The 24310-nt window shown below is 63.1% G+C and carries 23 protein-coding genes; all 23 read right to left on the bottom strand.

All coding sequences use genetic code 11. The annotated features are described in order from the left end of the window. Positions 1 to 65: 65 nt before the first annotated feature. The 23 genes from AC5ZG5_RS23895 to AC5ZG5_RS23785 all read right to left on the bottom strand — a co-directional run bounded on the left by AC5ZG5_RS23895 (position 66) and on the right by AC5ZG5_RS23785 (position 23960). On the bottom strand, positions 66 to 953 hold the full coding sequence (locus tag AC5ZG5_RS23895; RefSeq protein WP_130224070.1) for an MBL fold metallo-hydrolase: 888 nt from the start codon (positions 951 to 953) through the stop codon (positions 66 to 68). Beyond that, positions 950 to 1774: an aspartate/glutamate racemase family protein gene (locus tag AC5ZG5_RS23890; RefSeq protein ID WP_456642171.1), complete on the bottom strand. Its 825-nt coding sequence runs from the start codon at positions 1772 to 1774 to the stop codon at positions 950 to 952. The genes AC5ZG5_RS23895 and AC5ZG5_RS23890 overlap by 4 nt, the downstream gene beginning before the upstream one ends. Further along, entirely contained in the window at positions 1771 to 3144 is a 1374-nt protein-coding gene (locus tag AC5ZG5_RS23885; RefSeq protein WP_456642172.1) for an MmgE/PrpD family protein, read from the bottom strand. The genes AC5ZG5_RS23890 and AC5ZG5_RS23885 overlap by 4 nt, the downstream gene beginning before the upstream one ends. Positions 3145 to 3154: 10 nt before the next feature. After that, positions 3155 to 4357 carry an acyl-CoA dehydrogenase family protein gene (locus AC5ZG5_RS23880; RefSeq protein ID WP_456642173.1) on the bottom strand — a complete coding sequence of 401 codons (1203 nt, stop codon included), beginning with the start codon at positions 4355 to 4357 and terminating at the stop codon, positions 3155 to 3157. Positions 4358 to 4368: 11 nt separating this feature from the next. Next, the gene (locus tag AC5ZG5_RS23875; protein WP_130224062.1) at positions 4369 to 5304 is read right to left on the bottom strand and encodes a hydroxymethylglutaryl-CoA lyase; all 936 of its coding nucleotides are present in this window, start codon (positions 5302 to 5304) and stop codon (positions 4369 to 4371) included. A gap of 12 nt (positions 5305 to 5316) precedes the next feature. After that, positions 5317 to 6111: an enoyl-CoA hydratase/isomerase family protein gene (locus AC5ZG5_RS23870; protein ID WP_456642174.1), complete on the bottom strand. Its 795-nt coding sequence runs from the start codon at positions 6109 to 6111 to the stop codon at positions 5317 to 5319. Next, entirely contained in the window at positions 6101 to 7267 is a 1167-nt protein-coding gene (locus tag AC5ZG5_RS23865; RefSeq protein ID WP_456642175.1) for a CaiB/BaiF CoA transferase family protein, read from the bottom strand. The genes AC5ZG5_RS23870 and AC5ZG5_RS23865 overlap by 11 nt, the downstream gene beginning before the upstream one ends. A 73-nt stretch (positions 7268 to 7340) precedes the next feature. Continuing rightward, positions 7341 to 8150 carry an SDR family NAD(P)-dependent oxidoreductase gene (locus AC5ZG5_RS23860; RefSeq protein ID WP_456642176.1) on the bottom strand — a complete coding sequence of 270 codons (810 nt, stop codon included), beginning with the start codon at positions 8148 to 8150 and terminating at the stop codon, positions 7341 to 7343. Further along, the gene (locus tag AC5ZG5_RS23855) at positions 8147 to 9535 is read right to left on the bottom strand and encodes an MmgE/PrpD family protein (RefSeq protein WP_456642177.1); all 1389 of its coding nucleotides are present in this window, start codon (positions 9533 to 9535) and stop codon (positions 8147 to 8149) included. The genes AC5ZG5_RS23860 and AC5ZG5_RS23855 overlap by 4 nt, the downstream gene beginning before the upstream one ends. After that, complete coding sequence (locus AC5ZG5_RS23850; protein ID WP_456642178.1) at positions 9535 to 10230, bottom strand: ABC transporter ATP-binding protein; 696 nt, start codon at positions 10228 to 10230, stop codon at positions 9535 to 9537. Before AC5ZG5_RS23850 ends, AC5ZG5_RS23855 begins: the two co-directional genes overlap by 1 nt. Next, complete coding sequence (locus AC5ZG5_RS23845; RefSeq protein ID WP_456642179.1) at positions 10227 to 11105, bottom strand: ABC transporter ATP-binding protein; 879 nt, start codon at positions 11103 to 11105, stop codon at positions 10227 to 10229. The genes AC5ZG5_RS23850 and AC5ZG5_RS23845 overlap by 4 nt, the downstream gene beginning before the upstream one ends. After that, positions 11102 to 12142 (bottom strand): branched-chain amino acid ABC transporter permease, encoded by a 1041-nt coding sequence (locus AC5ZG5_RS23840; RefSeq protein ID WP_456642180.1) that lies wholly within the window; start codon positions 12140 to 12142, stop codon positions 11102 to 11104. Before AC5ZG5_RS23840 ends, AC5ZG5_RS23845 begins: the two co-directional genes overlap by 4 nt. Before the next feature lie 3 nt (positions 12143 to 12145). Further along, positions 12146 to 13012, bottom strand: coding sequence for a branched-chain amino acid ABC transporter permease (locus AC5ZG5_RS23835; RefSeq protein ID WP_456642181.1), 867 nt, complete (start codon positions 13010 to 13012; stop codon positions 12146 to 12148). Positions 13013 to 13022: 10 nt separating this feature from the next. Next, positions 13023 to 14210, bottom strand: a complete 1188-nt coding sequence (locus AC5ZG5_RS23830; RefSeq protein ID WP_456642182.1) for an ABC transporter substrate-binding protein — start codon at positions 14208 to 14210, stop codon at positions 13023 to 13025. Between the two features lie 412 nt (positions 14211 to 14622). Then, entirely contained in the window at positions 14623 to 15558 is a 936-nt protein-coding gene (locus AC5ZG5_RS23825; RefSeq protein ID WP_456642183.1) for a carbohydrate kinase family protein, read from the bottom strand. Continuing rightward, positions 15549 to 17216 carry an FGGY-family carbohydrate kinase gene (locus AC5ZG5_RS23820; RefSeq protein ID WP_456642184.1) on the bottom strand — a complete coding sequence of 556 codons (1668 nt, stop codon included), beginning with the start codon at positions 17214 to 17216 and terminating at the stop codon, positions 15549 to 15551. Before AC5ZG5_RS23820 ends, AC5ZG5_RS23825 begins: the two co-directional genes overlap by 10 nt. A gap of 28 nt (positions 17217 to 17244) precedes the next feature. Next, entirely contained in the window at positions 17245 to 18018 is a 774-nt protein-coding gene (locus AC5ZG5_RS23815; protein WP_456642185.1) for an SDR family NAD(P)-dependent oxidoreductase, read from the bottom strand. Positions 18019 to 18031: 13 nt separating this feature from the next. Next, positions 18032 to 19036, bottom strand: a complete 1005-nt coding sequence (locus AC5ZG5_RS23810; protein WP_456642186.1) for an ABC transporter ATP-binding protein — start codon at positions 19034 to 19036, stop codon at positions 18032 to 18034. 17 nt (positions 19037 to 19053) lie between these two features. Next, positions 19054 to 19884: a carbohydrate ABC transporter permease gene (locus AC5ZG5_RS23805; protein ID WP_456642187.1), complete on the bottom strand. Its 831-nt coding sequence runs from the start codon at positions 19882 to 19884 to the stop codon at positions 19054 to 19056. A gap of 3 nt (positions 19885 to 19887) precedes the next feature. Further along, positions 19888 to 20766: a carbohydrate ABC transporter permease gene (locus AC5ZG5_RS23800; RefSeq protein WP_456642188.1), complete on the bottom strand. Its 879-nt coding sequence runs from the start codon at positions 20764 to 20766 to the stop codon at positions 19888 to 19890. Between the two features lie 93 nt (positions 20767 to 20859). Then, the gene (locus AC5ZG5_RS23795; RefSeq protein WP_456642200.1) at positions 20860 to 22131 is read right to left on the bottom strand and encodes an ABC transporter substrate-binding protein; all 1272 of its coding nucleotides are present in this window, start codon (positions 22129 to 22131) and stop codon (positions 20860 to 20862) included. A 200-nt stretch (positions 22132 to 22331) separates the two neighbouring features. After that, positions 22332 to 23285, bottom strand: coding sequence for a sugar-binding transcriptional regulator (locus AC5ZG5_RS23790; RefSeq protein WP_028162254.1), 954 nt, complete (start codon positions 23283 to 23285; stop codon positions 22332 to 22334). 9 nt (positions 23286 to 23294) lie between these two features. Then, positions 23295 to 23960 carry an HAD family hydrolase gene (locus AC5ZG5_RS23785; RefSeq protein ID WP_456642189.1) on the bottom strand — a complete coding sequence of 222 codons (666 nt, stop codon included), beginning with the start codon at positions 23958 to 23960 and terminating at the stop codon, positions 23295 to 23297. Positions 23961 to 24310: the final 350 nt, after the last annotated feature.

Raw genomic sequence — 24310 nt, 5'->3', positions numbered from 1 at the left:
GGAACCCATTTTAGCGCATGCGGCGCTGAAGTGAATTCCGCGGCCTCAACCATCGGACGCACCGATCAGATCTCGAAGGCCCACTGCTCCGCGGCCAAAGTATATTGTCCGCCCTCGCGTCGCATATGGCCAAAGCCGGGAAAATGCAAATGCATTCCGCCGATCAGCATGTCGTCAGTCACCACCATGTCGAAAATCATCTGGCGCGCCCTGGCCGCGGAGTCGGGGTCGGTGTCGAACTCCATGGTGACGTGCGGAAGCGCCACCTGGATTTCGGGCACATGCACGGTGTCGCCCCACACAACCATCGACCGGCCGCCGGAGGAGACGACGTAAGCGGTGTGGCCGGGCGTATGACCGGGGATCGGAATTGCGGTGACGCCCGGCAGCACCTCGCCATTGCGGAAAGTGCGGACGCGATCGGCAGCCATATAAGGCTTGAGCTGAGTCCGGCCGGCCTCAAAATAGCGGCGGCGGGGACGCTCCGCTGCTTTCGCCATCGCCTCGTCGTTGAACCAGTGATTGATCTCGTTTTCATGCACGATGACCTCGGCATTGGGGAACAGTCTCGTGCCAGTCGCCGCATCGGTCAGGCCGTTGGAATGGTCGGGATGAACATGGGTGAGCAGCACGCCATCGACGGAGGCCGGCTCGATGCCCGCAGCCGCGAGATTGTCAGGCAGGCGACCGCAGGTCGGTCCCATCAGATCGGCGGAGCCGCAATCGATCAGGTAGGTCCGGCCGTTCACCCGCAACGCGAAAGCATTCACTGAAATGCGCGGCGGCGAGATCCGGTGATCGCGGGCGAGAATGGCCTTGGTCTCCTGCTCCGGAATGTTGCGGAAGATCGAGTACCCCATGTCGACGTAACCGTCACTTAAGCCCGTGACTAGTACGTCTCCCAGTCTGCGGTGGTAGACGCCAGCGACTTGCGTCTCGGGAAACCTGCTCATCGGACACTCTCCTCCCAAAGTCGCGCGATCACGGCAGGATCGTCGCGTCTGTGATGCCAGCTTCGGCCGACGCGAAGCCCGGCCTTCGACCAAAGTCGAACTTCCATGAGCGCGTAAGCCCAGGTGACCGCGAACACGTCAATCACCGGTGCGCCAGCGATCTCGCGCAGGCCATGACGAACGAGAAGCTCGGCAAGCACGCCTTCGGCCGGAATGATCACATCGGCGCCGCGCGCGACCAGGCGTTCGGCTGCGGCAGCAAAATTGCCGATCACAGGCGCAGGGTCGGCATAAGCGGCGGCCAGCGCCGGCTCATCAAGCGGCGGATCAAGAGCGACGACATCGAGCACACGTGCGGCAAGCCCATGCTTGTCGACCGCAACCTTCGTCATCCATTGCACGGCCGGCGCATTTGACACCAGCGCCACGTAGCGTCCGAGCGAGCAACCGACGAGAAGGCCGCTCTCCGTGAGCGAGGCGACAGGAATGTCGACGGCGGAACGGATCTCACGCAAGAACGGCTCGCTGAAGGAACCGATCACGAAGGCCGCATAGCCCTCCCGCTCCGCCATGATCGCATTATCGATCACTTGGCCGAGAATGCGGTGATAGGCATAGGCATTGCCGAGCACCGCCGTGGCCGACGCTCCACGATAGCTCCCCGAGGGAAGGCCATGCACGACAAGCTCGGCATCGTCACCGAGGATGTCGGCCGCGTGCGCCTCCAGCGCGCGCTTGTAAACCGCCAAATGGTCGAGTTCGTTGACCGACTGGTGCCAGATGCGAGGCTTCGAGCCTCCGCCGTATCCTGCTCTTGTCATGCGTCGGTCCGGTCGCTTGTCAGGCGCAGCGAGCGCAACGAGCCGATCTCTTCCAGGCGCCAGAGCTGCTCGAACAAGTCGCTCGCGTGGGCGCGGCTGAACACGCGCGTCGTACAATCCAGGAACTTTTCCCTCAGCTCCTCGCGCGTGAGCGGCATCTGCCAACTGCCCTTGGCATGCACGACCGGCGTGTGTTCCAACACCTCGCCTGAAGTGAGCACAACGCTCACCTGGTCCGACGGCGCAAAAGGCTGGTCGCCGGGCATAATCTCATCGGTCGTCGTGCAGCGCACCTTTGCGAAGGTGGCACCGACATCCGGCCGTGTAACGAATTCATCGGTCAACTCGGCAAGACCGACCCGGCGCGCGATGAGTGCGGCGGCCATCGCGAATTCCATGCTGAACTTTGCTTCGAGCCCCGTCTGCGGGTTGCTGTTGCGCAACATCAGCTTTTGCGTGACGCCGGTATGAACCCGAACCTCGCTGACTTCGGATGGGTTCAGCTTGTGCAGGTCGACGAGGCCGAGCATCGCGTCGATCGAGCGATGCGTGGCATAGCAGGTCGGATAGCGCTTCACATTGATTCCAAGCTCGGCCAGGCGCCAGTTCCTGCCGATGTCGAGCGTGCCGTCCTCGATCCTTGGGGTACCGGACGGAGAATGGGCGCGCAGGAACCCGGTTCGGTGTTCCAGCACATCCAGCGAAGCGGTGAATCCCTGGTCCGCCAGCCGTGCAGCGAGCACGCCCGATTGCGCGGTGCGGCCAGCGTGCAGCGATTTCGTCATCGTGCCGAAATTGGCGACAAGACCTGAGGCCAGCGAGGCGGCGATGGCGACGGCGTGCGCCGTTTTCTCGGGACCGAGCCCACGCAAGCGGGCGCATGCTGCTGCGGTTGCGAGCGCCCCCATCACCGCTGTCGGATGGAAACCACGCTCGTGCAGGTGTCCTGGTTCGAGATCTGCGAGCTGCGCCCATAGCTCATAGCCCGCGACATAGGCGGCGACCGCATCGGCACCACTCGAATCAAGCGACCAGCCTTCGCCAAGTATGGCTGGAACGAGCACCGCGCTCGGATGACCAGCAAGCGCCACGTCGTCATAGTCGAGCACGTGCGCCGCGACACCGTTGACGAGCGCGGCATCTGACGCCGCGAGGTTGCGGCCCGAGGGAAGTTCAGGCGCACCGTCGTTCTGTGTGGACGGTGAGAGCATGGCCGAGACGATGCGCACCGGTTGCTCGGCTGCGCCTGCAATCATAACGCCGACACAATCGATGATGCCGGTACGAGCGGCCTCCTTGCACCGATCGGGCAAGTCTGCCGGCCTCAGGCCCGCGACGAAATTTGCTGTCTCGCGTGTGATATCAAGCATGGTCGCCTCCTCAATAGGATCGGGGAAGACCGAGCACGTGCTGCGCCACATAGGCGAGCACCATGTTGGTCGAGATCGGGGCCGTCTGGTAAAGTCTGACCTCGCGCCACTTGCGCTCGACGTCGTATTCCTGCGCAAAGGCGAAGCCGCCATGGGTCTGGAACGTCGTATCGGCCGCCTTCCACGTCGCTTCGGAGGCAAGCAGCTTGGCGATATTGGCATCGGCACCGCAGGGGCGCCCGGCCTGGAAGAGCGCCGCGGCGCGGCGGCACATCATGTCGGCCGCCTCAAGCTCGGCGTAGGCCCGCGCCAGCGGAAACTGAACACCCTGGTTCTGTCCGATCGGACGGCCGAACACGCTGCGCTGATTGGCGTAGGCGACACCCTTGTTGAGCAGCCAGCGTCCATCGCCGACGCATTCGGAAGCAACCAGGATGCGCTCGGCATTCATGCCGTCGAGGATGTAGCGAAAGCCCTGCCCCTCCTCGCCGATCAAATTCTCGGCCGGAACCCGTAGGTTCTCGATAAAGACTTCGGTGGTGTTGTGGTTGATCATCGCCTTGATCGGGCGGATCTCGACGCCATTGCCCTTGGCCTCACGCAAATCAACGAGGAACACCGAAAGTCCCTCGGTACGACGCTTCGCCTGATCGAGCGGCGTGGTGCGTGCAAGCAGCAGCATGAGGTCGGAATAGAGCGCGCGCGAGGTCCAGATCTTCTGGCCATTGATGACGTAGACGTCGCCCTGGCGCTCCGCCCGTGTCTTGAGCTGGGTGGTGTCGGAGCCGGTGTTGGGCTCGGTCACGCCAAAGGCCTGCAGCCGCAACTTTCCGGCGGCAATATCCGGAAGATAGCTGCGCTTTTGCTTCTCGCTGCCGTGACGCAACAGCGTGCCCATGATGTACATCTGCGCATGCGCTGGGCTCGCCGTGCAGCCATTGGCATTGATCTCTTCGAGGATCACAGCAGCCGCGCGCAGCGGCAGGCCCGAGCCGCCGTATTCCTCCGGAATGAGGGCGCCGAGAAAGCCGGCCTCGGTCAGAGCGGCGACGAATTCGGCCGGATAGCCGCTGCGCTCATCGAGCGCGCGCCAGTATTCGCCGGGGAATCTTTCGCAGATTTTTCGAACCGTGCTGCGCAGCTCCGGAAAATCCTCGCCCACGACAACGGTGACTTCGGCCTCAGGCTGATGGGAAGTGTCGTGATAGTTCATGCAGTATCCTTTCAGCCGGCAACCCTGGCAGGCGTGCGATAGGTCTTCGGCAATCCAGCGCGAGCGATGGCGCCAGAGAACCGCTCGCCCGGCAGCCAGCTTTCGACTTCCCCGCGCAATGCAATCAGCGCTTCGACATCGGCGCCGGTATCGAAGCCGAGTTGCTCCAGTAGGAACACGGTGTCTTCGGTATCGATGTTGCCGGTCGCTCCGGGTGCGAAGGGACAGCCGCCAAGTCCCGCGAGCGACGCATCGAAGGCACGAACGCCGGCTTCGAGCGCGGCGGTGACGTTGGCGAGGCCGAGGCCCCGGGTATCGTGGAAATGACAGGCAACCGGAACGCGGCCGATAGCGGCGATCACCGCCTTCATCAACCGGCGGACCTGGCCCGGATCACCGTAGCCGACGGTGTCGGCGACGATGATCTCATCGGCTCCCGTTTCGGCAAGCCGCACCGCGATCTCGACGACCCGCGCCTCCGACACCGATCCGGAAATGGTGCAACCGAAGGCCGTGGCAATCCCGGCGCCGAGCGCAATCCGCGCGCCGGCGTGTTGATCACGCGCTGCGACGATGCGCGCGAAATCTTGCAGCGACTCTTCGGTGCTGCGACGGACATTGGCGAGGTTGTGCTCCTCGCTCGCCGACAGCACATAGTTGACCTGCGCCAGATCCAGCGCCAATGCGCGCTCCGCACCGCGCAGGTTCGGCACCAGCACCGAAGGCCGGCAGCCGGTGATCGCGGTCGCGCCGCGCGCCACCTCCTCCGCATCGGCAAACTGAGGGATCACCTTTGGCGGCACGAAGGACGTCACCTCGATGTCGTTGATGCCCGCCTCGACCATACCTCGACACCAGGCAAGCTTGCGCGCACTTGGCAGGATCGCCTTCACGAGCTGCAATCCATCCCTCGGCCCAACCTCGCGAACATGAGCTCTCTCACGCATCCCGCGCCTCCATTACTTGCCCTGAAAGTTCGGCTTGCGACGCTCGTTGAATGCGAGAACGCCTTCGCGACGGTCCGACGTCGGAACCAGCCGGTTGTAGGCCTCGATTTCGAAAGCAAGACCGTCCGCAAGCGACATCTGCAGGCCGCGGTGGATCGCCTGCTTGGCCTGGCGCACCGATATCGGACCATTGCCGGCGATCCGCTCGGCGATGGTCAGCGTTGCCGTCAGCAATTCGTCGGGCGGCAGCACGCGATTGACCAGTCCCCAGCGCTCCGCCTCCTCGGCCGAGAACGGCAGGCCGGAGAGGATGACTTCCTTGGCGCGACGTTCGCCGACAGCGCGCGGCAGGTTCTGCGTCCCGCCCGCCCCGGGCATGATGCCGAGCGTCACCTCCGTCAGCGCAAAGCGTGCGTTGGTGGCGGCGTAGACGAAATCGGCCGCCGCCGCGATCTCGCAACCCCCGCCATATGCGGCGCCGTTCACCGCTGCAATGACCGGAATCGGGCAAGCCAGGATCGCGCGCAGCATGCGCTCGAACACGAGATGCTGGGCCTGCCATGCATCATCCGTCATGCCGTTACGCTGCTTGAGATCACCGCCGGCGCAAAACGCCTTCGCGCCGCTGCCGGTCAGAACCGCAACGCGGAGTCCTTCGAGATCGACGGTCAGCCCTTCGAACAGCTCCATCAGGTCGAGGCCCATCTGGGTGTCCATGGCATTGGCGGCGTCGGGCCGGTTCAAGGTAACCAGCAGGATGTGATTGTCCCGCCGTTCCAACGTGATGGTTTCGAAATCACTTCGCATTGGGGGTCTCCCTGCTGGCGGATGTCCGAAGGATAGCGTTGTGCTGACCGAGTGTCGGAGCCGGCGTGCGCGCCCGAGGGCGGGCCCCGTTGAACGCGAGGGGAATGCCGACCAGGTCGATATCGTCGTCATCGCAACGCACCGTCATGTCGAGCGCGCGGGTCTGCGGATGCTTGGCGACTTCATCAATGCCAAGCAGCGGCGCATTGGGCACCCCGGCCTCATCAAGCAGCTTGCCGAGCGCCTCACCCGAATATCGCTGAACCGCGGCTCCAATCTGCGGCAACAGCCGCTCGCGGTTGACGACGCGCGCTGCATTGGTGGCGAAGGCCGGATCGGACGCAAGCGCATCGAGCCGCAATGCGCCGCACAGTTTGCGGAACAGATTGTCATTGCCGGCGGCAATCATCAGCCAGCCATCGGATGCCTCGAAAGCCTGATAGGGCACGATCTCCGCCGTGCCCGAGCCGTAGGGCTTGCGCACTTCGCCGGATGCCGCGTAACCGGCGAGCGGCACGGTCATCCAGGCAAGGCCGGTCTCGTACAGCGACGTCGAGACGATCCGTCCTTCGGCGCCGCTCTTGCGCGCAACCAGCGAGGCGAGCAAGCCGATCACGGCCCACATGCCCGAGCCCATGTCGATCAGGGAAACGCCGACCCGCACCGGTGGCCGACCGCCCTCGCCCGTGACACTCATGATCCCCGTGCTGGCCTGCGCGAGCGGATCGTAACCCGGCTTGCTCGCGAGCGGCCCCTTGCTGCCGAACGCCCCAATGTCACACCAGATCAGCGCAGGCTTCTCGGCACGCAACGCCTCGGCCGTGAGCCCGAACTTGCTGAGAATGCCGGGCCGCAGATTCTGGATCACGGCGTCGGCCTGCGACAGAATGAGTGACTTCAACTCGCGGCATTCACGCGCATCGCTGAAGTCGATCGTGACGTCCTCCTTGCCGCGGTTGAGGCAATGGAAGGCGCTGGCGGTCTCGTTCCAGAACGGAGGCCCCCAGCCGCGCGCATAGTCGCCGCTCTTCGGGTTCTCGACTTTGATCACGCGCGCGCCGAGATCGGCCAGGATCAGCCCGGCGTAAGGCGCGGCCACGCTGTGACCGAGCTCCACGACGGTGATGCCTTTCAGCGGCTTGTCGATCTCGGCCATTACGTTCTCCTCGATGGGATGCAGCATCCCCGTTTCGCCATCATCATTCCGTCCAAGCTTTCCGCCCCACGCGTCAGGACTTGTCCATCGCGTTGTCCGCCACGAGCACCGCGCCGTTGACGAAGCTCGCCCGGTCCGACAGCGCGAACACGATCAGATTGGCGAGCTCTTGTGGCGTGCCCCAGCGCGTGTTGCGCATCGAATTGTTCTCCGACCAGCGCCGCCGTTCGGCCTCCCCTTCCTCGGCGCTGAGATTGCGCTTGGCGAGCTCGCGTTCCCATTTCGCGAACCGTTCCGGCGTGTTGACGAAGCCCGGAACCACGCAGTTGATGCGGATATTGTGCGGCCCGAATTCATTGGCCAGAATCTTGGAGAACCTGATCTCAGCCGATTTGGCCGGCCCGGTACAGGACGACAGGAAAGGCGGCATCGTCACCATGATGCCGGTCTCGCCCGAGACGTTGACGATGCTGCCGCCTTTCTGCTGGATCATGACGGGAATGATGCGCTGGCAGATGCGAAACTGGGCGAAGAAGTTGATCGCCATGCCGTACTGCAATTCCTCGTCGGTCACTTCGAGGAAGGGCTTGTAGGTGCCGGTGCCGGCATTGTTGACGAGGATATCGATGCGACCGAGACGGTCGCGGGCGACCATCGGCAGTTGCTCGATCTGCTTCAAATCAGTCACGTCGAGCGACAAGGTCTCGACCTTCGCGCCCGTGGTCTTCTCAATGTCGGCGCGCGCCTCGGCGAGCGCATCCCCGCGCCGTGCGCAGATGAGCACCTTGACGCCCTCTTCGGCCAGCAGCCGGCACGTCTCTAGTCCGATACCCTTGCTGCCGCCGGTGACGATGGCTGTCTTGCCTTCCAATCCGAGTTTCATCTGTTTTCTCCCTGAAACGAGGTGACACGATCGAGCAGCGCGCGGATCGGCATCGCTCCGCCATTGCGCGCAGAGGCGAAGACCTCCGCGGCCAGCCGGCTTGCGGCGCCGGATGGGAATCCCAATCGCGCCATCCGGGCTTCGAATACTCCGGTGGCGCGCGCCTCGTCCTGGAAGATCAATGTCCTGGGCGCTTCGCGCGCGATGCGGCGATAGCGGCCGCCGTCATCCGTCTCGACCTCGACGGTTGCATCAAGATGTGTCCCGACATCGTCAGGCAGCACTGTCGTCTTCTCGACCAGTGCCAGGATCTCCGGATCCCGCTGGTGTTCGGCGCCCATCTCGTAGTCGAGCCGGCCATAGCGGAGCATGGCGGCGACCGCGAAGGCGGTGCTGGCCTGCGTCTGAACGATGCTCGTAAATGGTCCCTTGAACGATGTTCCGGGATACTCGGTGTAGGGACGCCAGATCGTCACCGTGATCCGCCTGGTGCGCGCAAGGTCGACGCCGTCGCGGTTGAGCAGGCTGGCTGCAATCACAGCGGACATGTTATCGCCGAGCGTGGCGAACGGTTTGGCCATGACGCCGATCATCGTCGCGGGATCGGGATTTTTCAGCCAGGTCTCGGGCGTGCGGTCGAGGCCACCAAGTGAGCGCAGAAAACCCTTCGGCCCTTCCAGCGCATCGGGTGCACCCTGCACGCCGCGCGCGGCGAGCTCAGCGGCGATGAACCCGCCGTGAGCGGCGCGCCCATTCTGCACACGCCATTCGTCGGATCCGCAGCGCACTGGCTCAAGCGTACCTCCTGTCGTGGAAGCCGCAATCGCGACCGCGCTCGTAGCCTTCAGCGGATCGAGAGCAAGCGCCGCGGCACCGGCCGCGGCCGCGGCTATAGTGCCGAATGTTGGACTTGTGCGCACGCCTCGCCCGATCAGACCGCGCGCAACGCTCTCGCCGGCGCCGAGCCATTTCAGCGTGGCATATCCGGCCGTGAGCGCATTGAGGACGACCCGCAACGGCGCGTCGCGCGCCTCGCCCAAGCACACTACGACCGGCGAGATCAACGATCCGGGATGGGTCCATGAATCGTGGTCGGTATCGTCCTGGAAATGCGCATGGACGGCAATGCCATTGGCAAGCACCGCTTCGGACAGTGGTACGTGTTTGCCGCTGGCCCAGATCCTCGCACTTCGCGAGCTAGGTGCGACATCCGTCGTCATCGCGCGCGCCGCCATGGCCGTCGGTTCGTCCCGTGACGCCAATGCAAGCCCAAGCGAATCGAGCAGGCAGATCGCGGCCTTCACGGCAACTTCGCGCGGGAGTTCGGTCTCAGCCGCTGCGGCAACAAAGGCGCCGAGACGCGCGGTTGCGTTGATCGAATCCATCACAGATACTCCTCGGCCAACGCGACATCGCGTATTTCGGCCACCGAGCCACTTCGCCTGATCTCGCCGCCGCGCATCACATAGCCGCGGGTGGCAAGCTTGAGCGCCGGCCGGGCCATTTGCTCGGTCATGAGGATCGTGGTGCCACGCGCCTGCATGTGGCGGATCGCCTCGCTGATCCGCGCGATCCACACCGGCGCAAGCCCGAGGAAAGGCTCATCCAGCAGCAGCAGCTTGGGAAACGAACTCATCGCCCGGGCCAGAGCCACGATCTGCTGCTGACCGCCGGACAACTGTCCCGCCGGCTGGGCCGCGCGTTCCCGCAGCATCGGAAAGAGACCGCAGAGCCAGTCCCAGGCTTCGCGTTGTGCGGCACGGCCTCGCCCGCAGGCACCGCTCAGAACGTTGTCGGCGACCGACATGGTCGGAAATACGCGGCGGCCTTCCGGCGAATAACCCATGCCGGCCCGCGCCCTGCCATCGCATGCGAGCGCGTTGATATCCCGGCCTGCAAAACGCACCGTGCCGCGCGCAGCGCCGGCAAGACCGATGACGGCATTGATCAGGCTTGATTTGCCTGCTCCGTTGGCACCCACCAGCAGGACTGTTTCGCCCTCCGCAACTTCGATCGAGACCCCCCGCAGGGCCGTGATGCCGCCATAGCGCACTTCGAGATTTTGCACCGCGAGCATCATGCTTCTGCCTCGTCCGTCGTCCCGAGATAAGCGTCGATGACGTCCTTGCGCGACAGCACGTCGGTTGGCGAGCCTTCGGCCAGCACGCGGCCGGAATCCAGCACCAGGATCTTCGGGCAGAGCCTGCGCACGAGCTCCATGTCGTGCTCGACGATCAGAACGCCGCATCCCAATTCCGTCACGGCGTGGCGAACGAAGGCGTCGATACGCAGGCGCTCGCGCCGTTCAAGGCCGGCGGCCGGTTCATCCAGCAGCAGCACTTTCGGTCGCACCGCGCAGGCGAGCACGAGGCCGAGCATCTTCTGCAAACCGTAAGGCAGCTTGTCGCTTTGTTCGTCGAGGTGCGCGACAAGCTCGAATTCATCGATCAGCGGCGTGATGGCCTGCCACGCGTCCTCTCCGCCATCGCTGAAGCGCACCGCGCGCGAGATATTCTCGCGCACCGTGGCCGTGCGGAACGTATTGGTCTGCTGAAAGCTGCGCACGATCCCCGCGCGGCTCACGGCATGGAGCGGCTTTCCCGTCATGTCGCGGCCGCCGAGCAGGACGCGGCCGCTGGTTGGCGGAAGCATGCCGCAGATCACGTTGATCAAGGTGGTCTTGCCGGCACCGTTGGGGCCGATCACGCCGAGCACCTCTCCGGGCGAGATCGAGAAGCTCACGTCGTTGAAGACGTGCAGTCCGCCGAAACGCTTGCAGATGCTGGTGACCTCGAGACGCATCGATGAGTTCGCGATGCCGACGACAGATTCGCGTCGGTCGAGCCGCGGTCCCATGACACCAAGGACATCGCCCGGGGGCATTACGAACCCTTCGCCGAAACTGCTCTCGGTTCGTGCCGCTTCTCTGGGAAGCGGCTCTCTGCTCCTCGTCATGGCTGCGACTCCGTGGCGGCCGGGGCCCCCAGGGCGCCGGAGCCAGGGTTGATGGTGGATCGGCGGAGAACGCGCGAACTTAAGAACAGGAGAAACCGAGACACGGTGCCAACGATGCCCTCTCGCGCTGCCAGCACCACGACCACGATGAGGAATCCGAACAGGAGCTGGGAAAATTCACCCCGCAATGCAAAGATTTCTCCCGCCCAGATCAGCAAGGCTCCGCCGACGAGCGGCCCGAGCATGGTACTCTTGCCACCGATGATCGTGTAGGCGATGTAGTTCACCGATGAGAGTGGACTGAACGAGGTCGGATGCGCGGTGAGCAGCATGTTGACCAACGCAAAGCCGGCGAGCCCGGAGACACCGCCCGCGATCGCAAAGCCGAATGCCTTGTAGTGCCAGACCACGAGCCCGAGAGATTGCGCCAGCAACTCGTTCTCTTCGATCGCCGCAAAATGCTGACGCAAGCGGCGAGTGACCGCGGCCGTGATCAGCGCGCCGGCGAGCGCCAGGCCGGTCGTGACCAGGAGCACCGCACGATTATCGCCGAGTTCGATCCCGAAGAAGGTCACGGCGGGCATGCCGACCAGACCGTTGGCGCCTCCAGTCCAGCCCGGCATCTCGAACAGCACGAGCTGTGTGATCTCGGTGAGGACGAAGGTGACCAGCACGAAGTAGACGCCGGTGAGACGGAGCACCAGCGCACCCAGCGGCAAAGCAAACACCGCCGGCACCACGAAACTGGCGATGCCGAGCAGCAGAACATCCGTGACGCCATGGCGGAGACCGAGGATCGCCGCGGTATAGCCTCCGATCGCCATGAACGTGGGCACTGCAAAGGTCATCAGGTTCATGCGCAGCATGATGTAGACGCTGAGCGCAGCGGTGACCCCAATCAGGATCTGATTGGCCAGCGAGTAGACTGCGGGGTTCTGGCTGATCCAGGGGATGACGAAGGCAGCGGCGATGATGACAACGCTTGCCGTCTCGGCAATGGAGCCCCTGCGCACGGCGCCAAGATCAATGCTTGCCATGGCTCAGGCTCCACGCACGCGATGGCCGAACAGGCCGGACGGCCTGACCACCAACATGATCAGGACGAGCACGAACAATGCGAGAGCGCCTTTCGATCCGCCCAGATAGACCGCCGAGAACGCTTCCACCATGCCGACGAGAAAGGCCGCAACGGTTGCGCCGCCAATGCTTCCGAGACCACCAAGAATGACAATGAGGAAGGATGTCGCCAGCACGGGATCGCCGACATGCGGTGCAAGCGACAGGATCGGCGTGACCAGCGCGCCAGTGAGACCCGCAAGCCCGGTGGCCAGCGCAAACGCTGTCGGAAACAGAAGCTTTGGACGTAATCCCTGCGCCGTGGCGACCGCACGGTCGTCAGCGAGCGCGCGCAGGGCGCGGCCGAAGTCGGTGTAGTAAATCAGGGCATAGATCGACAGGATACCCACCAGGCAGACGACAAGGACCACGAGATTCTCGCTCGGGACGTAAAAGCCGTGCCCGCGCAGGACGCCCGTCAGGGGAAAGCTGAATGCAGGCGACTGCGGTCCAAAGATCACCAGAAGGCCGCTCGACATCATCAAATAGAGACCGAGCGTCAGCATCAGTGTCGCCAAGTGATCGTCGATCACGTGATCGAGGACGAAACGCTCGAAGAGATAACCCAGCGCCGTCGTGCCGAGCGCGGCGGCGATCACTGCCAGCGCATAGGGCAGACCAAGATAGGTCACCGCCGAATAAGCGAGATAGCCTCCGAGCACGTAGAATCCGCCATGGGCGAAATTGACCACGCCGAGAATGCCGAAGATCAGGGTGAAGCCGAGGGCGAGCAGCGCATACTGCGCGCCCAGGCTGATGCCGATGAGGCCGGTGGCGACGATGCCTTCCACAGGAACTCCGCTACTTGCCCGTGGCCGCTTCGACCGGAACGATCGGCTGCAATTTTCCGTCAGTGACCAATCCCACGCCGAAGGGGAACGATAGCTCCTGGTTGATGCCGAAGAATTCCTTGCCGATCCAATGTCCTGAACCGACATTTGGATCGTCCACGGGCAATGCACGGAGAGCCTGAGCCACCTTTTCGGTGTCGGTGATCGTGCCCGCTTTCGCGATCGCCTTTAAGACCATGCGAGTGCCGGACACCCACTGGAAAAACAAATTGTTCTCAGGCCGCTCGGTGCCGAACAGCTTCTTGTATTCGTCGGCGATCAGTTGGACCTTCTCGTCGACCAGAACCGGCTCGTACCAATAGAAGTCCTTCAGCACGGCGTCGCCGCCGGCAACCCGCGAGATCTCGCCATAGCCTGGGCCACCGAGGCGCCCGATCGGTCCTTCGAACCCGGCTTGGCGCAATTGCTTGACCATGATGCCGGCGTCGCCGGGCGGCGAGGACGCGAGATCCACGGCCTCCGGTTTTGCGTTCATGATGCGCGTCACGATCGGCGCAAAATTGGTGGTGCCGCGCTGGTAGTACTCCTCAGTCGCAGCGATACCGTTCTTCTTGTAGGCGTCCGCATCGACGCTTGCGATATCCGTGCCCCCCTGGTCGTTCGGAGCAACGAGGACAACGCTCTTGATGCCGAATTTCTGCTTGGCGATCTTGATGATCGGATCGGCCCATCCCGACGGACCAGGGCCGACATGGAACACCAACGGCCATTGCGGACCCAGCGCATCCTTGGCGTAGCCATTGCCCATCACCAGCATCGAATTGCGTTTGGCGATGGGCTTCAGCCCGGTGAGTTCGGGTGAACCGATGGGACCGATGATGAATTTCACGCCCTGCCCCGCGAGCGTATTTCCTGCCGCGGCAGCGCCCTCTGCGGTGTATTTGCTATCGATCGCAACGACACTGACTTGACAGGGCGCGCCGTCGATCTTGACCAGGCCGTCGCGATTGGCCTCTGCAGCGGCGAACTCCGCCGCGCCCTTGAGGGCGAGCCCCCACTGCGCAGCCGGCCCGGAAAGCACGCCGATGACGCCGAGTTTGAGCTCGGGTCCGGCGGCGAGCGCGGACGGCCCGGACACGACACTCGAAGCGCTGATTGCGGCGCCGGCCAACAGCAAGTCACGACGCGTTATCTTCATTTCCTCCCTCCCGTTATGGATCGTTTCATTTATTTTGCTTGTTTTTCTGCCAGCGCGCGTTGCGAGGCGCGCGACACTTAGCTTCGCGCTGTCGCGTCACCCCACCAGAGGACGGACGCAACATTCAAGCAATATATTGATTTTGCTTTGTAATTATTCCAGCCTAGCCGCTTGAGCGAAGTCTGCACTCAGCCCGAGCGTCGGCGTCCCTTTCCCTCTGATTGTTCTTTCAGCACTTGGTTAGAGACTATGTGCCGTTATGGACGCCCTGTCAATGAAACGATTTAACAAAACCATGAGGGTTGGCTCACCGGTGGCGTAACGTCGATTATTGGCCGCGCGTATCTTTCGAGCGTCGCGATGTTTGTTGCAGTCGCCTAAGCCGCCTTGCACCTAAAGGCGCCCAACGCCTCTAATACGTCCAAGCAACTTCGTTGCTGCGGGGCGGATCTGCCCCAACCCGCGTGCAGGTCAGCGCAGCGCAACTGCAGGCAAATGATAGCGCGGAGCGAAGCTCGTTCGCGTTGGTGTCCCTCAGTCCGCTCCTGCCGAGTCTGCCCTGCTTATGCAGCGCAAACAGCAGCGCGGCCTGAAAGCTGTCGCCTGCGCCGATCGTGTCCACGACGGTGATCGCGGGTGACCCGACTTCGATGGCACCGGCCGCCGAATGCCAGGCCTGGGCTCCCTTCGTTCCGCGCGTGACGACAAACAGGCTGCCGCCTCCAGCCAGGAACTCTTCCGCCTTCGCCGCGTAAGCCTCTTTCCCGTAGAGATAGTCGAAGTCAACGTCCGACATGCGAACGATGTCCGCGCTGTCGACAAACTCGTCCATGCGCGCGAGATAGGCTGTCTTGTCCTTGACCAGATTGGGCCTGCAGTTCGGGTCGAACGAAATCGTCGCCGATGATTTGGCATCGGCGACCATCGCGGCGGTTTCCGCGGCTCCCCTCTCGTTGACCAGCGTCGTTGAGCCGATGTGGACGGCCTCGATCGTCTCGAACGGAATTTTGCCGTGCGAATAGGTCCATTCCCGGGTGGCCGTCTCCGCGTCATAAAACGCATATTGCGACTCGCCTGCGACCATTCGGACGAAAGCAAGCGTGGTCTGGCGATCGCTGCGGGTGGCATAGCGAAGGTCGACGCCGGATGCGGCGGCGTGGTCGGCGATCATGCGGCCGAACAGGTCGGTCGAGACGCCACCGACAAAGCCGGTCGGCGCACCAAGCCGCGCCAGTCCGACCGCGACGTTGAGGCAAGACCCGCCGACCGCCGGTCGTACCGCTTCGTGACCGTCTGCGGTCGTAACCGGCACAAAATCGATCAGCGCATCGCCACAGCTCAGCAGCATCGTTCGCGACCTTTCGAGATGATCTCAAAACCGCGCATCGCCTCACGGCTTCCGCGATCAAGCTCGCGCAACAACCTGTAGACCTCGCGCTTTCGGCGGTGGAATTCTTCCATGCCCGGCGCGGCCGGCTCAGTCAGGCGACCGAGCGCCGACATCGCGGCCATGGTCTCGCCGAGCGAGGCATAGGCGCCGGCAGCGACGGCGCCGAGCATGGCCGCGCCGAGCAGGACCGGCTCCGCCGTTTGCGGCAGCGCCACCGTGAGGCCGGTCGTATCGGCCATGATCTGCCGCACCAGCGGGCTCCTTCCTGCGCCGCCGCCCATGACGATCAGCTTGCTGTTGACCCCCTGCGCCCTGAAGGCATCGATGACGTCGGCGAGGCCATAGGCAAGCCCGCACAATCCCGCCACGAACAGACGTTCCATCGCGCAGATATCCGTATCGAGATCGAGGCCGGCAATGACGGCGCGCGTATCGGGATCGGCATAAGGCGAGCGGTTGCCGAGGAATTCCGGCAGCACATGAAGGTCGCGCGCCAGCAGCGCCGCCCTGCTCGCCTGCCCAGCACGGGCCATGATCCGCTCCTCGAGGATCTGGATGATCTCCACGCCGTTCCGCCTTGCCGCGTCGCTTGCCTCGGCGTAGGCGGGATGGGAGCGGATCAAATAATCGATCGCAGCACCCGCCGCCGATTGTCCGCCTTCGTTGAGCCAGAAGCCGGGCACCATGCCCGAGTAATACGGTCCCCACACGCCGGGGACAAAACAGGGATCGACCGTTGTCGCCATGATACAGGCGGAGGTCCCCATGATGTAGGCGAGGCGATCGCAGACATCGACTTCAGCACGCGATGCGTCCCGGCCGCCGATCGCGCCGAGCCCGCCGGCGTGCGCATCGATCAGCGAGGCGCCGACCGGCGTCCCCGGTCTCAGCCCGAAATCTCGTGCCGCCTGTTCCGTCAGGCCCAGCCCCAGCGGCGTTCCCGGAGCGACGATCTCGGTGCCGATCCTGCGATATTCGTCCTCGACGAATTCCTTCAAGCCCACCCGCTGAAAATATGGCGCGCTCCAGCGCCCCTCATGCGCGAGGTAGTTCCACTTGCAGGTCACCGTGCAGGTCGAGCGCGCGAGCGACCCCGTCGCGCGCCACGAGAGGAAGTCGGCCAGGTCGAAGAAATGCCCGGCGCGATCAAAACTGTCGCGCAGGTGCCGCTTCAGCCAGAGCAGCTTCGGCATCTCCATCTCGGGCGAGATGGAGCCGCCAACATAGCGCAGCACCTCATCCTGCGTATCGTTGATCAGCCGCGCTTCCTCGATCGCGCGATGATCCATCCAGACGATGACATTGCGCTGCTTGTCGCCGGATGTACTCACCGTCAGCGGTCCGCCATGCCGATCGAGCACGACCAGCGAGCAGGTCGCGTCGAAGCCAATGCCCTTCACGAGCTCCGGCGATATCGCAGCTTCCGCCATCGCGCTGCGGACGGCCGAGACGCTGGCCGCCCAGATATCTGACGACGACTGCTCGACAATGTCGCCTGCCTCGTGCCAGACCGCGATCGGGTGTTTTGCAGTTGCGAGCAGGACTCCGTTTTCGTCGAAGATGCCCGCGCGCGTGCTGGAGGTTCCGACGTCGATGCCGATGAAGGCTTGCCGCATGTTCGCTCCCGTCAGTTTTGACGCAAGCTTACCAGCAAGTATAGCCACCATCGACAAGAACGATGCTTCCCGTCATGAGGCTGGCCGCTTCCGATGACAGGAACAGGACCACCGAGGCGATCTCCTCGACCTGCCCCATCCGCGCCATCGGGGTGCCGCCGATCCAGGCGTCGTACATGCGGGGGTTGTCCTTCACGAATGCGTTCAGGGGCGTCTCGATGTAGGTCGGCGCCACCGCGTTGACGCGCACGCCGCGCGCGCCCCATTCGGCTGCGAGCGATTTGGTCAGATGGTGCACCGCAGCCTTGGAGGCGTTGTAGTAGCACTGCTCCTGCGGCTTATTGACGATGAAACCGGACATCGAGCCGATATTGACGATATTGCCCGTCCGCGCCTGAAGCATGTGCTTGCCGAAGGCGCGGCAGCACCAGAAGGTGCCGTTGAGATTGACGTCGATGACATTCAGCCAGTGCTCGTCGGTCACGGTTTCGGCCGGAGTCTCGCTGCGCGCGATGCCGGCATTGTTGACGAGGACATCGACCCGGCCGTAGCGAGCGACGAGTTCGTCGGCAATCTCGGTAACGCGCCGTGAATCCGTCACGTCCACGACCGCGACCTCGGCCTGATAGCCTTTCCCGCTCAGATAGGCACCCGCTTCGCCGGCTACCGCCGCATCGCGATCGGCAATCACAACCCTCGCGCCGGCCTCGGCCAGCGCCTCGGCACAGGCGAGGCCGATCCCCTGCCCGCCCCCGGTTACGACTGCGGTCTTGCCGGGTAGTTTGAATTTTTCCAGATACATCTTGGTCTTCCTGTTAAGCCCGCAGCGATTTGCCGCGTTCATCGAACCGATGCAGGCGGCCGGGATCCGGCGACAGCAGGACACGGTCGCCGGCGCTCAAATCGAGCTCGCCGACGTGGCGCGCGGTGAGTGTTCCGATTGCGCCAGCGTCGACATAGAGAAAGGTGTCGCTGCCGAGATGCTCGGCGACCATGATGCTTCCCGGCCATCCCTCGCCGTCGCGCGCGATTTTCAGGTGCTCGGGGCGAACGCCAATGGTGGCCGCGTCATGGCGGCCTGCGACCTCGCCGGAGATGAAGTTCATTTTCGGCGAGCCGATGAAGCCGGCGACGAACAGATTGGCCGGCTTTTCGTAGAGTTCGAGCGGCGTCCCGTATTGCTCGATCTTGCCGCCATTGAGCACCACAATCTTGTCCGCCATTGTCATCGCCTCCACCTGGTCGTGCGTGACATAGATGGCCGTCGTGCCAAGCTGCTTCTGCAGCCGCGTGACCTCCAGGCGCATCTGCACGCGCAGCGCGGCGTCGAGGTTGGACAGCGGTTCGTCGAACAGAAACGCCTTCGGCTCACGGACGATGGCGCGCCCGATCGCGACGCGCTGGCGCTGGCCGCCCGACAATTCGCGCGGCTTTCTATCGAGATACGGCGTCAGATTAAGGGTCGCTGCCGCGGCCTCCACCTTCCGGTTGATCTCGGCTTTCGGCAGACCCGCCATCTTCAGGCCGAAGGCGATGTTGCCGCGCACGCTCATATGCGGATAGAGCGCATAGGATTGGAAAACCATCGACAAGCCGCGCTTGGCAGGCGGAACGTCAACGACGTTTTTGCCGTCGATCAGGATATTGCCGCCGCTGACGTCCTCGAGCCCGGCGATCAGGCGGAGAAGAGTGGTCTTGCCGCAGCCGGAGGGGCCGACGAAAACGACAAAGGAACCATCCGAGATATCCAGATCGGCGCCCTTGATGATGTGAACGGGCCCGAACGATTTCTGGACATTCTGAAGCGTGATCTGACCCATGGCTCAGCCTTTCCGTTCTATTTGACCGCGCCAAAAGTCAGGCCGCGGACGAGCTGGCGCTGGCTGAACCAGCCGAGCACCAGGATCGGCGCGATCGCAAGCGTGGAAGCGGCCGAGAGCTTGGCCCAGAACAGCCCCTCGGGACTCGAATAGGACGCGATGAACACGGTCAGCGGCGCGGCCTGCAGCGTCGAGAGGTTCAACGTCCAGAACGCCTCGTTCCAGGCGAGGATTAAATTCAAGAGCAATGTTGATGCGAGCCCCGGTACGGCCATCGGCGTCAGCACATAGACGAGTTCGCGGCTGATCGTTGCTCCGTCCATGCGTGCGGCTTCGAGGATGTCCTTCGGGATTTCCTTGAAATAGGTAAACAGCATCCAGATCACGATCGGCAGATTGCCGAGGCAGAGGATGAAGACGAGACCAGTCAAAGTATCGAGCAAGCCGAAATCGCGGTAGATCAGGTAGATCGGCACCAGCACGCCGACGGGCGGCATCATCTTTGTCGACAGCATCCAGAGCAGCACATCCTTGGTGCGCTTGGTCGGCGAGAACGCCATCGACCACGCGGCGGGAATCGCAATCAGCAGCGCGATCAGCGTCGAGCCGCCTGCCACAATGATGGAGTTGAGCGCATGATGGACATAGTCGCTGCGCTCCTGCACGGCGGCATAATTTTCCGTGGTCCAGTGAAAGAACAGGAATTTTGGCGGTATGGCGAAGGCGTCGAGTTCGGTCTTGAAGCTCGCCAACACCATCCACAGGATCGGGAAGAAGATCAGGAAGCCGACCAGCCACGCCGCAAGGGTCGAGACCGCCACATGCCTGCTTGTTGCCATCCGCGCCATGCGTTAGGCCTCCAAATTCCGGCCGACGATCCTGACCAGGAAGAAAGCCACGATGTTGGCGATTACCACTGCCACCAACCCGCCCGCGGAGGCACCGCCGACATCATACTGGATCAGCGCCTGCGAATAGATCAGGAAGGCGATGTTGGTGGTCTGCAATCCCGGCCCTCCGCCGGTGGTGACGAAGATCTCGGCGAACACGGTCAGAAGGAAAATCGTCTCGATCAGGATCACGACAGTGATCGGTCGGGCCAGATGCGGCAGCGTGATGTAGATGAAGGTCGACAGCGCGCCGGCGCCGTCCATCTCAGCCGCCTCCTTCTGCTCCTCATCGAGAGATTGCAGCGCTGTCAGAAGGATCAGCGTTGCAAACGGCAGCCATTGCCAGGAGACGATCAGGATGATTGCGAATAGCGGCACGTCGTTGAACCAGTCGATCGGTGGCGCGCCGAACAACTTTGCGATCCAGGCGAACAGGCCAGAAACCGGATGCATCAGAAGGTTCTTCCAGATCAGGGCGCTGACCGTCGGCATCACGAAGAATGGCGCGATCACCATCAGCCGCACGATGTTGCGGCCGATGACCGGCTGGTCGAGCAACAGCGCGAGCGGAATTCCAAGCAGGATGGTCAGTCCAAGCACGGACCCGACCAGAACCAGTGTGTTCTGCAGCGAAGCGAGGAAAGCCGGATCGGTCAGGAAATAGCGAAAATTCTCAAAGCCGACGAACTGAGCGGATTCGGAGTCGAGCAGATTGTAATGCAGCAGCGAGAAATAGATCGTCAGCGCCAAGGGGACGATCATCCAGATGAACAGCAGCGCGACCGCTGGCGTCAGCAGCATCCGTGCGAGCAGTTGCGTTTGTCGGGTCCCGGTTCCCATTTCCGTCGACTGCAAAGCCGGCGCAGCCATCCGGTGCAAGCTGCCGGATGGCTGCGAGGGGCTTAGCTCGGGAGTCTGAGCCAAGGGAGCCACCTATTTGATGTAGCCGGCGCGCTTCATTTCCCGCTCCGTCGACGCCTGCGCCGCCGACAACGCCGCGTCCACGCTGGTCGAGCCCGACAGCGCCGCGGAGAACTGCTGGCCGACCGAGGTGCCGATACCCTGGAATTCCGGGATCGCCGCATACTGCACGCCAACGTAAGGCGCCGGTTGCACCGTCGGCTTGTTCGGATCGGCGGCATCGATCGACGCCAGCGTCAATTTGGCGAACGGCGCGACTTTCAGGTAGTCAGGGTTCTGGTACAGCGACGTTCGCGTACCCGGCGGCACGTTGGCCCAGCCCTCCTTCGACGCAACCAGTTTTGCGTAGTCCTTGCCGGTCGCCCAGGCGATGAACTTTTCTGCGGCCTCGACCTTCTTGGAGCCGGCGGGAATCGCGAGGTTCCAGGCCCACAGCCAGTTCGCGTTCTTGCCAAGCCCGGCGTTCGGCGCGAGCGCAAAACCGACCTTGTCGGCGACCGTGGAGTCCTTTGGATCGGTCACAAACGACGCCGCAACCGTTGCATCGATCCACATCGCGCATTTGCCGGCATTGAACAGCGCCAGGTTTTCGTTGAAGCCGTTCGAACTGGCGCCGGGAGGCCCCGCCTCCTTCATCAGATCGACATAGGTTGCCAGTGTCTTCTTCCATTCGGGCTTGTCGAACTGCGGCACCCACTTCTCGTCGAACCAGCGTGCACCGTAGGAATTGGCCATGGCGGTGAGAAACGCCATGTTCTCACCCCAGCCGGCCTTGCCACGCAGGCAGATGCCGTAAACGCCGGCCTCCTTATCGGTCAGCTTCTTGGCCGCACTGATCACAAAATCCCAGCTCGGATTTTCGGGCATGGTAAGCCCGGCCTTCTGGAACAGGTCGGTGCGATACATGGTCATCGAGCTTTCGCCATAGAACGGCGCCGCATAAAGCTTGCCGGAGACGGACACCGCGTCCTTGATCCTCGGCAAGAGATCGGCGACGTCGTAGTCGGCGCCGAGCTTGTCGAGCGGCACCAGCCAGTTCTTCTTGGCCCAGATCGGCACCTCATAGGTGCCGATGGTCAGGACGTCGAACTGGCCGCCCTTGGTCGCGATATCGGTGGTGACGCGCTGGCGCAGCACGTTCTCCTCGAGCGTCACCCATTTGACCGTGATGTCCGGATTTTTGCTGGTGAAGTCGCTCGTCAATCCCTGCATGCGGATCATGTCGCCGTTGTTGACGGTGGCAATCGTCAGGGCGGTCTGGGCGAGTGAGGGAGTTGAGAGCAAGAGCGCAGCCGCGCCCAGAAGGGCGACATGGACGTTTTTCACGGTAACCTCCCATCATCGCGTTTGAGCATATGCCCACGCGTTGGGCGTATGTTCACATCAACGTTTCAGCTTGTCAAGCTGACGCACGCGATCCGGCTGCCCGCAGCGCCGGAGAGAAAATCCGCCTTGTTCAGGAAGGCACGACGATCGTGCCTGCGCTATCGATCGAGGATAGCCCGGGCCGTTGCTTCGTCGGTGATGAGACCGTTGACGAGGCGCCCAATCAGCGCGGCGCTAATCGCCGGAACCTTGGCCTGCCCGATCGCCGCGGCGATCGTAGTGGTCCGCGCCGGCACTTGCGGGGGGATACTGGTCAACCGCTTGTTCGTGCCCCCCTTGATGAGCCGGCCCTTGGCGTCATAGGCCCAACCCGTGACTTCGCCGATGGCGCCAAGCCGCATCATCTCGAACAGCTCTTCGCGGCTGACGAAGCCGTCAACATGCACCTGGGCCTTCTGGTCCATCTGACCGATGCCGATGAGACGCAGGTCGGCTCTCGCGGCAATCGCCTGGATCTTGGCGATTGGCTCGATCCGGTTCATGCGGTTGCGCTCGTCTTCCGTCGACATCAGGAATGGCAGAGGCATCGGATAGTGGCGGGCACCGGTGCGATCGGCAAGGCGTCCCACCGTATCGAAGAAGCTCGCCGAGCCGTCGGCCGAGATGTTTCCGACCAGCGAGACAATCTGGTGATTCGGCCGCTCGATCGGCGTGACTCGCTCCACTGCAGCGCGCACCGCGCGCCCGGTGCCCAATGCGACAATGACCGGGGTTTCCAGGCGCAGGGTTGAGTCCAGCAGGTTGGCGCAACGTTCCGCGATGCCGGCAGTGGAATGCGGCGATGCCGGGTCCGACGGCACCACCTCGCAGTGAACGAGATCGAAGCGATCCTTGAGCTTCGACGCCAGTTCCATGCATGCGGCAATAGGATGTTCGAGGCGGAAGGTGATCAGGCGTTCTGCGAGGCAAAGCGATACCAGACGCTGCGCGGACGCGCGCGAGACCTGCAGCATCTTGGCGATCTCATCCTGCGTATGGCCGGCGATGAAATAGAGCCAGCCGGCGCGCGCGGCGTCGTCAAGACGGGATTTCTCGTTCTCCAGTGCTGCCATGAAAGCCCGCTATCTTTCGTCCCAGAAGTCCGCCATCCGGTCAAAGACACGATCTGCGCCGGCATCGCGCAGCTTGCTATGCCGATCGCCAGACTGGTAGTGACTGCCACCGATAAAGCCCCATACGGTCATGCCGGCGGCCTTTGCTGCGGTCACGCCGCTGACACTGTCTTCGATGACAAGCGTGTGCTGCGGCGCGGCGCGCATCTGCGTAGCTGCATAGAGAAAAAGGTCGGGGGCCGGCTTGCCGCGCGCCACCATCTGCGCCGTGTACACCCTGTCGCCGAAATGCGGCGCCAGACCGGTCAATGCCAGCGAAAGCGATACCCGGTCGAGATCGCTGGACGATGCAACACAAAACGGCATTTGCAGGCTGGAGATCAATGACCCCACTCCAAGGACAGGTCGCAGCGAATGCCTGAACCGTTGCAGCACCCGCGCCTTCAACGCGACCAGAAAGTTCTCGGGAACGAGGCGTTGGTCCCCCTGGTAGTGCTGCAAGATCGCCGTCGTGCTGCGGCCAAGAAACAGTTCGAGGGCATCGTCCCTGCTGAGCTCGATGCCGAATTCGCCAAGGACCTCTGACAGGCACTGACAGCTCAATATCTCGCTGTCCACGAGGACGCCGTCGCAGTCGAAGATGACCAGATCAGGCTGCAGGAGGCTCGGTTCCATCCCACAATAGGATCATATGCTCATCAGTTGAGCAATAGCCCAACGATCCATCTGAGGCGGCACAGCAATGTGTCCGCTCCGGGATAGAGTTCAAGCAGCCGAATCCTTTTCGCAAACCCTGCTCGACTTGCCCTGTTACCCCAAAGCGCACGTGACTCGCTTACCGCGCCGCTGACTGTGAAGCACAAGGCTTGCGGCCAGGAGCCCGGCGGCCGCCAGATCGGCGGGCGCAACCACGCGCGGCAGACCGCAAGCAGGACGTCCCGAGGCCGAGCTCTAGGTCGCGTGGACAGTTATCTTAGCCAGAGCAGAGTTGCGGCGATAGCGACGACAGCGAAGTAATTTCGTGC

This window comes from Bradyrhizobium sp. Ses1, assembly GCF_059512365.1.
Note: the sequence above shows the minus strand (reverse complement) of the source record. Positions and strands in the feature narration are given on the sequence as shown.